Source organism: Paenibacillus sp. FSL W8-0187, assembly GCF_037969755.1.
In the GTDB taxonomy this organism is placed as follows: domain Bacteria; phylum Bacillota; class Bacilli; order Paenibacillales; family Paenibacillaceae; genus Paenibacillus_AQ.
The window spans coordinates 2,739,926-2,755,115 of sequence record NZ_CP150206.1; the positions used below are offsets into that span (position 1 = coordinate 2,739,926).

The window sequence follows — 15,190 nt, forward strand, 5'->3', positions numbered from 1 at the left end:
AAGATTTGATGAACCTAGAGGGGGACGAAAGTCATGAACAAAAAATATTGGATGACAGGATTGCTGGCGCTACTGCTTGCATTTAGTGCCGGCTGTGGACAGAAGCCGACAGCAGCCCCTGCCGACACAAATCCGGAGACAGAAGCAGGAGAAGTACAAACGCCGCAGGATAATCCGGGGGGGACGGCTGCTGATGATCATAAGGAAGATGACGCAACATCAGTAAACGCGGGCGAGGGAGCAAGCACACCGCCGCAGAATACAACCGGTGAAAGTACTGGAACGCCTGTGGATACAAAGGATGTGAATGCAACGGAGGACCAAGCGAAGAAGGCCAATATTAAACTCTATTATACGGACCCCGAGATGATGGATCTGAAAGAGGCAAGCAAAGAAATCACGTACTCGGGTGAAGAAGATAAATATAAGAAAGCCTTTGAAGGACTTCAAACGAGCAGTGATGCCGAACTAAGTCCACTATGGTCGGATAAGATTACGCTGAAGTCACTTAAGTTTGATAAAGGAGCTTTGACGCTGGATATCACCAAACCAGCCGAAGCCAACCTCGGATCCGGAGGGGAAATGTTTGCGATTGATGCCTTGCAGAAAACCTTCTTCCAGTTCGATGAGGTGCAGTCTCTGGAATTGCTAGTAGACGGTAATCAGATCGAAAGCTTAATGGGACATGTTGAGCTAGAGCATCCAATGACCCGGAAATAGACATAAAGAACTATTTGTGAAATTCATACGAAGGACTAAACACCTATTTCGGTTTTTGAAATAGGTGTTTTTTTGGTAAAAAGGGAACAATTTCGCAACTTTCAGTGTGACTTTGCGTCTATAGGTTGTCAGGTAATGTCGGACAGGCCGAGTGCAGGAACGCCAATCTATGGCAAAATAATAGGATGGTAGGGGTGAAGGATGAAGAAGTTCGGTTTTTTAATGTTTCTTGTTGTCATCATGATTGCGTTTCCTAAAATGGCGGATGCGAGTTCGTACAGCGCAAAGATTTACCTGGATGGCCAACAAATCAATCTGTCATCTGGCGTGAAGGTCGAGAACAATAACGGTACAGTCATGGTTCCGATCCGTGTCATTTCCGAGAATCTGGGATTTGACGTGTACTGGAGCAAGGCAGCCAAGACGGTAACTGTACAAGACGGCTCGCAGACAGTAACGATGGTGATTGGAAGTCAGCAAGCTGACATCAACGGTCAACGTATACAAATGACCAAAGCACCCGTTCTTCGCGAAGGAACAACACTGGTTCCCCTCCGTTTTGTAAGTGAGCAGATGGGTCTTCAAGTAAGATGGGATAACGCGCAAAAGGCAGTTTATCTGACCTCGTCTTATGACGGGAGTAACCCTGGTGAAGAACCCGGCGTAACTACGTCGACCGTGGACGGTATCAGTTTCAGCGAAAACAGGCTGATGGTCGCCGTTACGGGCTCTGCGAAGCCGAATGTATCAAAGCTTAGCAATCCGGACCGTATAGTCATCGATATGGTGAACACGAATTTCTCGGATACGTTCAGCAGTAACGCCAGCTTTGATGACGTGATGAAGACCGGTCAGATGGACGTAACGGGATATCCGGATGTCAAATCCGTACGTTACTCCTTGTACAACAGCAATCCGATGACCGTGCGCATTGTCATTGATCTCAACTACGCCAAGAATTACACCGTTTCAGGCCTTGAGAACGGATCGGGCCTGTTCATTGTGGATTTGAATACGGGCTCTAACCCGGTACCTGGTACAGGTGGTAAGAAACTCGTGGTCATTGATGCGGGTCATGGAGATCACGACCCGGGAGCAATCGGGGTAACGAAGAAGAGGGAGAAGGATTTCAACCTGGCAATGGCGCTGAAAGTTGAGAAACTGTTGGCCAAAGAACAAAATATCGAAGTCGTTTTAACTCGCAGTAACGATACTTTCCTCGAGCTGAAGGAACGCGCAAAAATTGCGAATGATCTGAAGGCTGATGTTTTCATATCGATACATGCTAATAGTGGCCCTTCCACTGCAAGCGGAACCGAAACGTATTACTACCATGAATCTGACAAGGCGCTGGCGAATGCACTCCATAAAGAGATCGTCAAGGCCATGGGATTAAAGGATCGCGGAGTGAGGTATGGTAATTTCCATGTTATTCGTGAGACGAAAATGCCCGGTGCCTTGCTCGAAGTCGGATTCGTGAGCAACAAGACCGATGAGAGCAAGCTATTTGATCCGGCAACGCAGGATCGCGTGGCAGAGGCCATTGTCAGAGGCATCAAAAATTATTTGAAGGTTGATTAACGATACGACAGGTATCGTGATTGCAGGAGGTGGCTACTTTTGAATAAAAAAATATGGTCGGCTGGCCTACTGGCAGCCGTAATGCTGATTGGTGCTGGTTGTGGACAGAAACCCGGAGCGGCCCCGGACAATACGCCTGGGCAAGTAACGCCTGCACCTGATGATCAGACAGGACAGAGTAATAATGGAACGTCGAATGGATCAGGTGGATCGTCTACGGGCAGCGGCAGCGAAGTGACAACGCCGGAAGCGAAAACCGAGAGCATCAAAGCCTATTACACGGATCCTGATATGATGGAGCTGGTAGAAGGTACGGCAGAAATTTCGTATAAAGAAGATCAAGAAAAATACGAAGCGGCTTATCAAGCATTGCAGAAGAGTGGTAATGCCGAAATGATTCCTCTGTGGGACAAAATCGGGCTGAATTCCCTGAAATTTGAAAACGGGGCGTTGACACTCGATGTGACGGTCCCGGACGAAGCCAACCTGGGTGCAGGCGGAGAGTCGTTTGCTGTCGATGCGATCAAAAAAACTTTTTTCCAGTTTGAAGAAGTAAAATCACTTCAAATTCTGGTGGATGGTCAGCAGACCGAATCGTTAATGGGTCATGTCGATTTGGAAAATCCAATGACTCGGTAATGATGGTTGAAGGAGATCACGATCTGCTGTCGAATAGTAGTATATGATGAAGCAGTAGTTATTGAGAGGGGAAAGAAAATGGTACTTAGACACAGCAAACATGTTCATTCCAAAAAAGTGGTCTCCGCCGTCATGGCCGGACTTATAGCATTCGGAGGCGGGGCTTCGATCGTCTCGGCAGATGAAGAAACGGCAAATGCGACAACGGCAAATGTCGGCCAAACGGCCATTAACGGATTCAGTGACGTTAATGCCGGATATTGGGGAGAGAAGTATATTTATCAATTAGCAGCACAGGGGATCGTGACCGGAAATAACGGAAAGTTTCGTCCGAACGATCCAGTAACACAGCAGGAAGCTGTAACCATGGCGATCCGTTTCTTAAGCAAGCAGGATCAATTAAGCAGCGGCGCTGCGACATTACCGACAAATATTAAAGTGAATGATTATTTTACGAAGTATGTTGAACTGGCTTTTCAGCAAAACCTGCTCGACAAGCAAAAAGAATCCGGATATACGGATGAGAAAGTCATTTGGGGCGCGCAGAAAGCATCCCGGGAATGGATAACCGAAGTGCTTGTCCGTTCCATTGGACGTACCGCGGAAGCCAACGCAGCCAATAATAAAGCGACAGGCTTTGCGGATAACGCCAAGATATCCCCGGATCGTCTGGGTTATGTGAATGTAGCGGTTGAGCTTGGACTTGCAAAAGGCGTGAACGGCAACAAGTTCGATCCGCAAGGGGCCGTTACCCGTGCCCAGCTTGCAACGTTCCTTAGCCGGGCTCAAGCCTATATTACTACAAATTACGAGAACCAATACAAAGGCTCCATCGCTGCGATCGAGAACGGTAAGTTGGAGCTGTACGCCGATGGCAAGCTGAATTCATTCAAACTGGATAATTCCACAGCGTATTTCACCTCCGATTCGGAGAAGAGATTGCAATTCTCGGAGATCAATCCTTACACTCAAGCGGTGGTTGTCGTGAATAACGGAACGGCTGCTTACGTGGAAATTACGGATCCAACCCAGCAAGTGGAGCGGTTTGACCGCACGTATGCACGCTTATCGCCGGACAACCTCATTTGGCTGGATACAGGCAGCACCTTTGAAGAGCTGAGTTACGACCCAAGTACAGTGTTCCTGGATCAGAACGGTACGAAGATCGATCCAAAGACGCTTGCAGCCGGCAGTCTGCTTACGATTGAACGTGAAACATACAGCCCGCAGAAGAAAATCGTTTCAATCCGCGTAAAGAGCGGCTTGGTTAACAAAACGGGAGCAGGCATCGTTCAGAACGTGGATACGGCCAACAAAAGAGTAACCCTTAAGGATAGCACCGGTTATGAGGATACGTACACGTGGGATGATGCAACCGTTATTCGCTATCAGAATCAAATTTTGGCTCCGGCGGAGCTCAAGAATGGCTACACCGTGAACTTTTCGGTAAGAAACAGCGTTATTCAGTCGTTGGAAGTCACGCAAAGCGTCGATCGTACCGTGCAGGCGACTCTGTACTCTGTTGAAGAAAACGGAAAGACAATCACTTACAAGCGCAGTGGAAGTACACAGCTCGAAACGAAGTATTTGGCAGAGAAGCCGGAAATCATCATGGGTGGCGTGGCAAAACCGGTTCTGTCCGATTTGCTCGCTGACGCGGTATCCGGGGACCAAGTGACACTGACCATTAACGGTGAGGAAAAGATTTCGAAAATCGAAGTAACGGGGCGTCAAATTGAGCAGTTGGATGCCGCTACCGTCGTAAACTACGATGCCAAGACGAGGTGGCTGACTGTTAAGGATGCGAACAACCTGCCTCGTGTGATCGTTTTGGATGACAAGACAAAGCTGGAATCAAGCTACGGAACGACGCTGGATCGAGTGGAACCTTTGCTTGTCTCAGGACGCAAAGTAAGTGTCTCTCTGATCGGTACCCGCGTACTTTCATTGGAAGTGGTATATAAAGTTGAAGGTAAAATCAGCAACATTAACACATCCAAGAGAGTGATTTCGATTGTGACCGCTAGTGGAAAAGTGGAGGAAATCTCATACTACAATAGTCCGGTTGTGGAAATCTTCGGCAGATCAGGCGTAACCCTGGCGGATTTACGGATCGGTGACGAAGTGTCAGCCCAGCTGTCGAACAATCAGGATTACTTGCAGAGCTTAAAACTCAAAACTTCCGCCCAATTCGAGGTGGTATCTACGGAACCAACAAGGAATCGGATTCGAGTGAAAGCGAACGGTTCTACAAGCGATATATATACCGAAAAAACCATATTTACCGGTGAAAGCGGACAAGCAATTCTGCTCAATGACTTGCGTCCGGGAGCACTCGTTAATATAACGTTCCAAGGCTTAACGCCTGTCGCGGTTGCCGAAGTTAAATTGACGCTTGGCGAAGTGACAAGCGCAGATGTTTCCGGAAATGCACTGACCGTGAAGGATTATTCAGGCAACAGTCAGACGTTAGGCGTGAGCGGTGGGGTCAAAGTCGTTAAGAATGGTTCGACGGCTTCGAATTTAAGCACATTGACCGCTGGAGATCGCGTTGAGATTCGAAAAGATATTCAAGGCGTAACGATCGTGCAGGTTCTGGAGAAGGTTGAACGTGCATTCTGGCAGGCAAGCAATACGGAAATTCAAGTGAAGCGCAAATCGATTAACGATAATTTCCGGTATGCATTATCCGATAAAGTATTTGTTCATCAAGGTGACACTACTTTGTCCGTGCAATCCCTTAAGGAAAATGATAATATTGTACTGTACTTAAACAACGGTGTCGTTGTTGAGATCGTAAAACAGTAAATTATCGACCTGGGATTGCTCGAGAAACACCGTCTTGATGCGGGGATTTCCGCATCAAGATTTTTTTTTGCGGGAGGGAAACATATGAATGCGGCAACGGTACGGCATATTTTGGACACGATGGAGAGCATGTTTCCGGATGCACATTGCGAGCTGAATCACAGCAATGCGTTTGAGCTGACCATCGCCGTGCTGCTGTCCGCTCAGTGCACGGATGAAACGGTTAATAAGGTGACAAAGGATCTGTTTCAGAAATACAAAACGCCTTTGGATTATGTATCGGTACCGATCGAGGAACTTGAGCAGGATATCAGACGGATCGGATTATACCGGAATAAGGCCAAACATATTCAGAATTTGTGCAGGATTCTGATCGAACAGTATGGCGGTGAGGTGCCGGAGGCTCATGATGAGCTGGTTAAATTACCTGGGGTTGGACGAAAGACAGCTAATGTCGTCGTTTCCAATGCTTTTGGTGTGCCTGCCATCGCGGTTGACACGCATGTGGAGCGAGTTTCCAAGCGACTTGGACTGGCCGCCTGGAAAGATTCCGTGCTGGAAGTGGAGAAAAAGCTGATGAAGCGGGTACCGCGTGAAGAATGGACGCTGACCCATCATCGGATCATTTTTTTCGGACGGTATCACTGTAAGGCTCAAAATCCGCAATGCCCGGTATGTCCATTGCTGGATGTTTGCCGTGAAGGAAAGAAACGTATGAAAACCTTAGCAGTCAGGAAGAATAAGGAACAATTGTAAAACCAGCAAGAAATAGACAAAAAAGAGGTTCATCTGATTCATCGGGAATACGGCACTTTAATGAATAGCTAGCGAAATGGACATAATTGTAAGCAAGCGCAAAGCTTGCCTTTGTCTCCGGATTTCTATCTTTAGCCGCATGGGAGAATGGAGATCTGGAAACAACAGTATCAAAGGTCGGTTTTCGCGAGGTGAAAGAGGACGGTATCCTGGATCGGCATGAGCTAAATTTAAAAGAGGATGGGATTACACATGAAATGCATCTCTGTTTACACCGACAATTTTGAATTGTTCTCAGATATTTTTGAACATGTGGTGGAGAGCCAAAACCAACTGAGTGAGAATGAAGAGCAAGAAGTCGAAGGCGTGACGTTCAGTCATTCCGGGGATGCTCCTGAGCATTATTTGGAGCGTATGTCACAGAAGCCCGAAGTCGTGGTCATGCGCGATAAATCACGCGGATTAACTATTCTGCAGCACGGAAATGTCTTCGAAATTTTGATTCCGGCAGAAGAAAACACCGTTGTATCTTAAGTTCTTCAAATTTGATGTTTTAAAAAATGAGATAAACCTGGTGCTTACAGGGTAATCGAGTGTGAACTCTCACCTCATTCCTTCCGTATGTGTCGGTTTATGAAGCTTTGGATTAATGGCAGGCAAGGAAGATCACTTCCTTGCCTGCCATTTTGCATAGATAAGGACTGTCATATCAAGAAAGGCGCCCGAAAATGAAATGCAATGATTCCTTTACGGCACAAGCGGTGATAAAATAAAATGATGTGAATGGATAGTGTCAAAAATTGAGAGATCAATGGACAGGAGCGAGAAATACATTGAAGTTGATGGCTGATCATGAAATCGGATACAGTGTGACGGAACTAACCAGAGTTCGAGATCGTTTCTTGGAGTGGAATGACGAATCTTCCTCCGCTTTGACTGAGGATTTAATACGCAAGGGTACAGGCGGCGAGCTAACGCTGGCTTTCTGCGGGCATTTTTCCGCCGGGAAGTCGAGCATGATTAATGCGCTTTGCGGCAAAAAGGTGCTGCCTTCAGGTCCGATACCGACGAGCGCGAATGTGGTTACGATCCGAAGCGGTGAGCCGCGGGCGTTGATTCACCGATCTGCTGGGGAGCCTGGTGAGCCCATAACGGTAACGATTGACGAACTTGCCGAATACTGCAAGGAGGGCCGGGAGTATTCCGCGATTGAAGTGTGGGATGATGTGCCGTTGCTTGGCGAAGATGGCGTCTTGATGGATACCCCCGGGGTCGATTCAACGGATGACGGGCACCGGCTTGCCACGCATTCCGCCCTGCATATGGCTGACATCGTTTTTTACGTCATGGATTATAATCATGTACAGTCGGAGAGTAATCTGATGTTTGCCAAGAGTTTGTCGGATTGGGGGAAACCGCTGTACCTGATCGTCAATCAGATTGACAAGCATCGTGATGATGAATTAACGTTGTCTTCTTATCTAAACGACGTGAAGAAGGCGTTCGTCCAGTGGAAGATCACATATAAAGGGCTGCTATGCACTTCGCTTAAAGTTCAGGACCATCCCTATAACCAATGGGAAACGCTGAAAGCTTTGATCGGTGAGTTGATATCCCATAAGGAACCGTTGCTGCGCTACAGCGTATCCTGCTCTATTCGCCATGCTGCTGATCAGCATGTAGAAGCCTATACCCGCAGCCATCAGGAAGAGAAGGAGCGGCTGCTGGAGGAAATGGGTGGCGAGGAGGCAGCTGCGGCGATGAAAGCACGGCTGCAGGAGCTGGAGGAGAAAAAAAGATCCGCCCAGCTGCTGCCGGAATCCGTTCGGACGGAACTCCGCAAAGAAGCGGATGCCCTTCTGGCAAATGCCAATTTGACGCCGGCGGATGTTCGGGATTTAAGTCTCTCCTTTCTGGAAAGCCGCAAGAGTGGTTTTAAAGTCGGATTTCTGTTCACAGGCGGCAAGACGGAGGAGGAGCGTCGGCGTCGTCTGGAGTCATTCCATCATCGATTGGAGGAACAGACCGCATCGCAGATCGATTGGCATCTGCGTTCGCTGTTTCGTAAAAGCGTAGAGTATCATACGGAATGGAATACCGAATGGGAAAGCTTGATGGACGCTGAACTTCCCGGTGTGCGGGAGGATATGATTACGCGGACCGTGAATCCGGAAGCGACGGTGTCCGGCGAATATGTATTGAACTATAACCGGGAGCTGGCCGAGGAAATCAAGGGCAGCTACCGCCGGGCCGTGTTGGTGCTTGCCGACCGGCTGAAGGCGGTATTGACGGACGCTGCGACTGTCCGTCTGCAGGAACTGGAGCGCCAGCGCGCCGAGCTCCTGGCGCAATCTGCGGCTTCCGCCAGCTACGATAGCCTGCAGCAGGCGGAAGCCGCCCGCGCGGCCGAGCTGGCGCAGCTGCTCCCGCCGCGCACCTCCCTCACCCCCGGCCTCCTGCCGGAGGTGAGGGAGCCGGAAGGGCAGCCCGCGCAAGCGGCTGCCCAGGGCGGCGCCCCGGCGGCGCAGCCGGGGCAAGGGCGCACGGCGCCCCGCCCCGCCGCTGCGCAGGCGGCGGCACCGCAGCGGCGCCAGCGGCTGGATGCCGCGGCAGCCGAGCTGCGCGCAGCGGCGGCGCTGCTGGCGCCGCACCCCGCGCTTGTCTCGGCCGCGCGGGATCTGACCGCCCGCGCGGATGCGCTTGCGGGCGGCGCGTTCACGTTGGCGCTGTTCGGCGCGTTCAGCGCCGGGAAGTCCTCCTTCGCCAATGCACTCCTTGGCGAGTCGGTCCTGCCGGTGTCACCGCACCCGACAACGGCGGCGGTGAACCGGATTTTGGCACCGGCTGAAGGGAAATCCCATGGTACCGCAGCCGTACGCATGAAGAGCCGCGATATGTGGTGGGACGATCTGAAGTACTCCTTCAGCGTGCTGGGTCTCCAAGAACCGAATCCGGGGAATTGGCGAAGCGTGGCTGAAGAATTGAATCCGGCCGGTATTCACCCGGCCGGCTTGCCACATTACGGGTTTCTGAAGGCCGCCGCCGCGGGCTTTGATGTGATGGAGTCCAAACTGGGTACGACAGAAACAGTAGAATTGGCGGAATATCGAGGCTATGTGGCGGACGAAACCAAATCCTGTTTTGTTGACGGGATTGATCTGTATTACAGCTGTCCGATGACAGAGCAAGGGATCGTGCTGGTGGATACGCCTGGAGCCGATTCCCTGCATGCTCGGCATACGGGCGTAACGTTTAATTATATTAAGAACGCGGATGCCATCGTATACGTAACGTATTACAACCACGCCTTCTCCAAAGCGGATCGGCAATTCCTGTCCCAGCTGGGCAGGGTTAAAGACAGTTTTGCTCTGGATAAAATGTTTTTTATCGTCAATGCCGCAGACCTTGCACAATCCGAAGAGGAGCTGGATGAGGTGGTGAAGCATGTTCGTACCAACTTGACATCCAGTGGGGTAGGCAGCCCGCATATCTTCCCTGTTTCCAGTCTGGCAGCGCTGGATAGTAAGCTCTATGGGGATGAAGCAAAATTGAAGGAATCGGGGTTCCCTGTATTCGAAGGAGCGCTTAGTCGATTTGCGGTTGAAGAGCTGCCAAGGCTTTCAGAGCGCGCGGGTTATGATGAACTGGCTTCGGTGAGGGATCGAATCAGGGCATGGGCCGATATGGCAGCCCAGGATGAGACCACGCGTGAGCGTAAAATCGTGGAGATGGAAGAGGTTCATCAACAAGCCTTATCCCGCCTTGCGGCTTTGACGGAGATTAACATGTCCCGCGATATCGCGCAGGAAAGCAGCGAACTGTTGTTTCATGTACGGCAGCGGCTGGATTATGCCATGAACCGTTTCTTTCAGGAGTCGTTTAATCCTTCCGTGCTCCGGGAGGATGCAGGTCACCTGAAATCGGCCTTTGCGGCATGCGGACGTGATTTGATGCGGACGCTATCCTTGGAGCTGGATCAGGAGCTATGGGCAACAACGCTTCGATTAGAGATGGCCGGTCGCAAATTAACCGAAGAAGCAGCGCTTAAAGCAGCAGCGGATATCAACGGTATGGGCGAAGGCTTGTCTCTTGCTATCCGGCGGGAGAAGGACTGGTCACCGCCGGAGCTGGAGGAAACGGAATTGCATATACAGGGGGACTGGTTGTCCTTCTGGCCGACCTTTAAGAACCCGAAACATTTCTTTGAGGGCAGCGGAAGCTCCAAGCTTCGTGAAGCAGCAGAGCCGAAGGTGAAGGAAGCCGTGGCGAGTGTGGTGAGCATTCGGGAAGAGCAGCTGACGGACCACTATGTTCGGATGAGTGAGCGTTCATTGCAGCATCATGGATCGGTGTTGGAGGAACAGCTGAAGGAATCCATGGCTGCCATCCTCGGTTCGCTTCAGGACGGTCAATCTCCGTTGATGTGGAGTAAGCTGGCAGATGAGCTGGATGTTATGATTCAGGTAGCTCGGTAATGGCGGATTTTATGCCGTCAAGAGCATGTATGCATAACGAATAGTATAGATGTTGGAGTCTGGAGCTCCTAGACGCATAACGATTTTATGCAGGTGAACTCCAATCATACACTCCTCAATCCAAAGGCGTTCCCTATGCCATCATGGCGGGGCGCCTTTTTTCCTATGCTTATCCGGGCTAATGAAGGTCAAGAGGATGGTATGACGTATTTTAATCCGCTACAACGTTCGTGACTAGGATGAAATCAGCTTAGGATATTACCCTTTTGTAAGCATGTTCAAAAAAGTCGAATAGAGTGGATGAAGCCTGATGGTTGAAGGGACTGACAATGTGATTATATCCCCTAGTATTAATGAGAATTCCCGATGATTTCATTATGAAACAAAGATAAGTTCTACTATTTGCCCCCTTTAGGTCCTTTTGGCTCATTTATGACGGTTTTCCCTCTTTGCCGCGGGTTCAGCTCGATGATAAACTTCATAAATGCTACATAACCTGAACGAAAATAATCCAAAGGAGGATAAACATGAATGTTCTCAGGCAACTGCAGGGCTTCTTTTGGGAGAAACGAAGTTATCTTTTTCTTTCCATGCTGTGTCTGGCGATTGCAACCGCTTTAGGACTTGTCTATCCGCAGCTGTTGAAAGTGCTGATTGACGATGCAATCAAGCTGGAGAATTACGGCATCGTACCGCAGCTGGCGCTCACTGTGCTGGGTGTGGTCATCCTTAAAGCTTTCATGCAGTTTTTGCACGGATTTTTTGGGGGGAGGCTGGGTAACTACCTGGCTTACGCGTTGCGAAACGCCTGCTATGAAAAATTGCAATTTCTATCGTTCCGTTACTATGACACGGCTCGGACCGGGGATTTGATGTCACGGCTGACAGGCGATTTGGAAGCCATCCGAATGTTTATCGGCTTCGGTTTCGCTCAGCTGCTCAATCTGGTACTGATGGTGACTTTCGGTTCCATCATGATGTTTACCATCAGCTGGCAATTGACGCTGGTAACTTTGGTAGCGATGCCATTTTTGGTTGTGGCAGCTCTAAAATTCGAATCCAAGATCCATCCGGCTTTCCAGGAAATGCGTCTGGCACTAAGCTCGCTGACGACCGCGGTTCAGGAGAATATTACGGGTGTTCGTACCGTTAAGTCTTTTGCTCGCGAGCCGCACGAAGTGGAGAAATTCTCTGAACGGAATGAGCGTTACAAAACCAACCAGATTTTTGCCTCTTCACTATGGGCACGGTACTTCCCGATGATGGAGCTCTTTGCGAATATCAGTGTCGTCATTTTGCTTGCCATCGGCGGAGGGATGGTTATCCAAGGCTCCATGACGGTAGGGGAACTGGCAGCTTTCTTTACTTTGATCTGGTACATAATCGGCCCGCTTTGGGGGATCGGGTTTCACATTAATAACTACACGCAGTCCAAGGCATCGGGTGAACGGGTGCTGGAGCTGCTGAATCAGCCGATTGATGTTGAAGACCGTGAGCGTGCGGTAGATTTGGTGCCAAACGAGGTGAAGGGCCATGTCGTATTTGATAATGTCACCTTTGCTTACGGTAACAAGATGGCAGCAGTCAAAGATATTAATCTGGATGCTCGTCCCGGCTCCGTGATCGGTTTGCTTGGGGGAACGGGGTCCGGTAAGTCGACCATTATTCAACTCTTGATGCATGCCTATAATGTGAATCAGGGCAGCATCAAACTAGACGGCATGAACATTAATGATATTAAGATCCGGAGTCTGCGCAGTCAGATTGCCACCGTCTTCCAGGAGACCTTCTTGTTCTCGTCCAGTATCCGCAACAATATTTCTTACGGCATGAAGGACGTTAGCATGGAAGAAATCATCCGTGTTGCCAAGCTGGCCAAAGCCCATGAGTTTATTATGGAAATGAAGGATGGTTACGATACCATTGTCGGTGAACGGGGGATGGGACTCTCTGGCGGACAGAAGCAGCGGATTGCGATTGCACGTGCCCTTCTGAAAGATCCGAAAATCCTGATCCTGGATGATGCCACCAGTGCAGTGGATATGGAAACCGAGCATGAAATTCAGTCCGGCTTCCAGGAAGTCATGAACGGCAGAACGACTTTTATTATCGCTCACCGGATCTCTTCCTTGCGTCATGCGGATGAAATTCTCGTTCTGGATGAAGGAAAAGTCGTGCAGCGCGGCAAGCATAACGATTTGATTGCGGTGCCGGGGCCTTACCAGGATGTATACAAAATACAATATGCGGACCTTATTGCGAAGCAAGCTCAAGCAGGAGGTACGCAAGGGCAGGTGCAAGCATGAACGCCAATGTAAATACTGAACCGCATCAGAAGCAAAAGATTCCGAGGCCGCGGAAGCCCTCGGAAGAAACCAATGAACGTTTTGTATACAAGGACGACGATGCAATTGAGAAACCGTTTAACTGGATGCAGCTGACACGTCTGATCTCGTATATGAAACCATACGCGAAACAGATTCTTCCTTTGATCGGGCTTATGATGGTCATCGGTACCATTACGAAGCTGGCCATTCCGTTCTTGACCAGTTTGGCCATTGACCGGGCTATCGAACCGAAGAGTGGGAATCCAAGTCTGACCTTGTTGTATCAGATTACAATCGCGGTTCTGGCGATGTATATCATTCAATGGGTTGCCGGGATATTCCGTATCAAGTTTACGAATATCATCGGTCAGCGGGTCATTTATGACCTGCGAGCGGATCTGTTCCAGCACATCCAGCGCCTGTCCTTTAATTTCTTCGACAAGCGTCCGGCTGGATCTGTGCTGGTCCGGGTTACGAATGATGTTAACTCCCTGCAGGATTTGTTTACTAATGGGGTTGTCAACCTGATCATCGACTGTGTGCAGTTAGTAGGTATTGTGGTCATTCTTCTATTAATAAACTGGAAGCTCGGTCTTGCTGTTATTGTCACGGTACCGATTATGTTCTTCATCTCGACCAAACTCCGTGTACGCATCCGGCGTGCATGGCAGGATGTACGGATTCGGAACTCGCGGATTAACTCCCACTTGAATGAATCGATTCAGGGGATCCGCGTGACCCAAGCTTACACCCAAGAAGAAGAGAATATGAAGTTCTTTGACAACATGAATTTGGACAGCAAAAAGTCCTGGGATAAGGCGTCTGCCATGAACCAAGGGTTTGGGCCTCTTATCGAAATTACCGGTGGTTTTGGTTCACTGATCTTGTTCTGGCTTGGTGCCGTGTTGATCCAACAAGGCGAACTTACCATCGGTCTGTTAATTGCCTTTACCCAATATGTAGGGAACTTCTGGGAGCCGATCAATCGGCTTGGCCAAATGTATAACCAATTGCTTGTCGCCATGGCTTCCTCTGAACGTATTTTTGAATTTATTGACGAGAAGCCGAGCATTGATGATCAGCCTGGGGCGAAGAAATTGCCGACGATTAAAGGGGACATCAAGCTGGAGAATGTGGTGTTTGAATATGAAAAAGGACGCCAGGCTCTCAAAGGCATCAATCTGGACGTGAAGGCAGGTCAGTCAATTGCGCTGGTCGGTCATACCGGATCGGGCAAGAGCACCATCATTAATCTGCTCAGCCGATTCTATGATATTACCGAAGGTAAATTAACCATCGACGGATACGATATCCAATCGGTAACGGTTGAAAGTCTTCGAAATCAGATTGGCATCGTGCTGCAGGATACCTTCATATTCTCGGGCACGATTCGGGATAATATCCGGTTTGGCCGTCTGGATGCGACTAATGAGGAGATTGAGGATGTAGCCAAGGCGGTCGGCGCACATGAATTTATTGTCCAGATGCCGGGCGGTTACGATACGGAGGTTGAGGAACGCGGGAATATGTTGTCCATGGGCCAGCGGCAGCTGTTGTCCTTTGCCAGAGCGCTCCTTGCCGATCCGCGGATTCTGATTCTGGATGAAGCAACGGCGAGTATCGATACCGAGACGGAGTTGAAAATTCAGGAAGCTCTTAAAGTGCTGCTTAAGGGCCGAACCTCCTTCATCGTAGCCCATCGTTTGTCAACGATCCGCCATGCCGATCATATCGTCGTGTTGGATCATGGCAAGATTATCGAAGAAGGAAATCACAGCCAGCTTATGCAGAAGCAGGGTACGTACCATGGGCTGATTGAAGCACAATACCGATTTTTGTAAAAACGGCTTAACAAAGGTTTAACAAAACCGACACAAATGTAAA

At 49.5% G+C, this 15,190-nt stretch carries 9 protein-coding genes; all 9 read left to right on the forward strand.

The features are described 5' to 3' along the window. Window positions 1–33 precede the first annotated feature (33 nt). The 9 genes from MKY48_RS12310 to MKY48_RS12350 all read left to right on the forward strand — a co-directional run bounded on the left by MKY48_RS12310 (window position 34) and on the right by MKY48_RS12350 (window position 15,147). Window positions 34–720 (forward strand): GerMN domain-containing protein, encoded by a 687-nt coding sequence (locus tag MKY48_RS12310; RefSeq protein WP_339272232.1) that lies wholly within the window; start codon window positions 34–36, stop codon window positions 718–720. 201 nt (window positions 721–921) lie between these two features. Next, complete coding sequence (locus MKY48_RS12315) at window positions 922–2,301, forward strand: N-acetylmuramoyl-L-alanine amidase family protein (RefSeq protein ID WP_339272233.1); 1,380 nt, start codon at window positions 922–924, stop codon at window positions 2,299–2,301. 39 nt (window positions 2,302–2,340) lie between these two features. After that, entirely contained in the window at window positions 2,341–2,940 is a 600-nt protein-coding gene (locus MKY48_RS12320; RefSeq protein ID WP_339272234.1) for a GerMN domain-containing protein, read from the forward strand. Window positions 2,941–3,018: 78 nt separating this feature from the next. Next, entirely contained in the window at window positions 3,019–5,748 is a 2,730-nt protein-coding gene (locus MKY48_RS12325; RefSeq protein WP_339272236.1) for an S-layer homology domain-containing protein, read from the forward strand. A gap of 84 nt (window positions 5,749–5,832) precedes the next feature. Continuing rightward, on the forward strand, window positions 5,833–6,504 hold the full coding sequence (gene nth / locus MKY48_RS12330) for an endonuclease III (RefSeq protein WP_076321029.1): 672 nt from the start codon (window positions 5,833–5,835) through the stop codon (window positions 6,502–6,504). Window positions 6,505–6,756: 252 nt separating this feature from the next. Further along, window positions 6,757–7,038: a hypothetical protein gene (locus MKY48_RS12335; protein WP_015734596.1), complete on the forward strand. Its 282-nt coding sequence runs from the start codon at window positions 6,757–6,759 to the stop codon at window positions 7,036–7,038. Window positions 7,039–7,346: 308 nt separating this feature from the next. Beyond that, window positions 7,347–10,979 carry a dynamin family protein gene (locus tag MKY48_RS12340; protein ID WP_339293500.1) on the forward strand — a complete coding sequence of 1,211 codons (3,633 nt, stop codon included), beginning with the start codon at window positions 7,347–7,349 and terminating at the stop codon, window positions 10,977–10,979. A 527-nt stretch (window positions 10,980–11,506) separates the two neighbouring features. Further along, window positions 11,507–13,285 (forward strand): ABC transporter ATP-binding protein, encoded by a 1,779-nt coding sequence (locus MKY48_RS12345; RefSeq protein WP_076321030.1) that lies wholly within the window; start codon window positions 11,507–11,509, stop codon window positions 13,283–13,285. Then, complete coding sequence (locus MKY48_RS12350) at window positions 13,282–15,147, forward strand: ABC transporter ATP-binding protein (RefSeq protein WP_339272239.1); 1,866 nt, start codon at window positions 13,282–13,284, stop codon at window positions 15,145–15,147. Before MKY48_RS12345 ends, MKY48_RS12350 begins: the two co-directional genes overlap by 4 nt. Window positions 15,148–15,190 lie beyond the last annotated feature (43 nt).